The organism is Neobacillus bataviensis LMG 21833, from assembly GCF_000307875.1.
Classification (GTDB): Bacteria; Bacillota; Bacilli; order Bacillales; family Cytobacillaceae; genus Neobacillus; species Neobacillus bataviensis.
In genome coordinates this window covers 1-852 of sequence record NZ_AJLS01000045.1, presented here as the reverse complement: position 1 = coordinate 852, position 852 = coordinate 1, and the positions used below count along the sequence as shown (strand labels likewise).

Sequence of the window (852 nt, the reverse complement as noted above, 5' to 3'; positions counted from 1 at the left end):
ATCTTTTCAGCAAGACTTAAAAAGCTATTTTCGTTATTACAATGAGAAACGAACCCAATATAGACTCGGATTCGTCTCTCCTAAAGATTACTATTTAAATTACAAAAATAATGCTTAATCACAGTGCAAACATTATTTTAGCTACTTTTTCCTTCACCTAGCGAAGCGCGGTAGTAACTTTCAAACACCGAAATTCAGCAATGAAATTTGGTTAATGTCGAATTATTTTTGTGTCCATTAATTGGGGGCTTGACCACAGGAACCGAGATTTAAGTGGGGTTTGACCCCAAATTCGAAATTTGTCGAAACTACAGTGGCTTTTTACTAACTTTATGTACGTATATAATATATAATATTAATTTAAAGGCAAACTCACTGAAAGGTGACGACGCAAAGCTATAGGGGCTTCTGTCATAAGACTTGCCAGCCAGCTACCATCAAATGAAAAAGGGGAATTTTTTGATGTCAAAAAGTATTTGGACCACACCCGAAGAGGTAATGAGAAAGAAGAAAATGAAGAAGAACCTACTTTATATTACAATAATGATTGGCACAGTCATACTTAGTGTAGCAGTGACGGTACTCGCCAACTCAATATAGAATAAGCTATTCTTATATGTGTCGTTCCGTTTTTCTATTCTTTTAAAGATTAAACTACAAAAGAACTAGCAGGACACAATTATTAATATTATTTTTGAATCGGCATTCAGCCGATTTTTTTTGTTCATAAGCAGGTACAAGGTGATTACGGCCACGGGAATTACCAAGCTTCGCAAACTTTTTACCAATAAAAAGCTCCTCTTATTACAAAGCGAATCTAGTTAAAAACCAATATTTACGCTTTAGCTTTAG

At 34.6% G+C, this 852-nt stretch carries 1 riboswitch.

The annotated features are described in order from the left end of the window. Nucleotides 1–355 precede the first annotated feature (355 nt). A riboswitch (cyclic di-GMP riboswitch) is annotated at nucleotides 356–439 on the top strand. The last annotated feature ends 413 nt before the right edge of the window (nucleotides 440–852 follow it).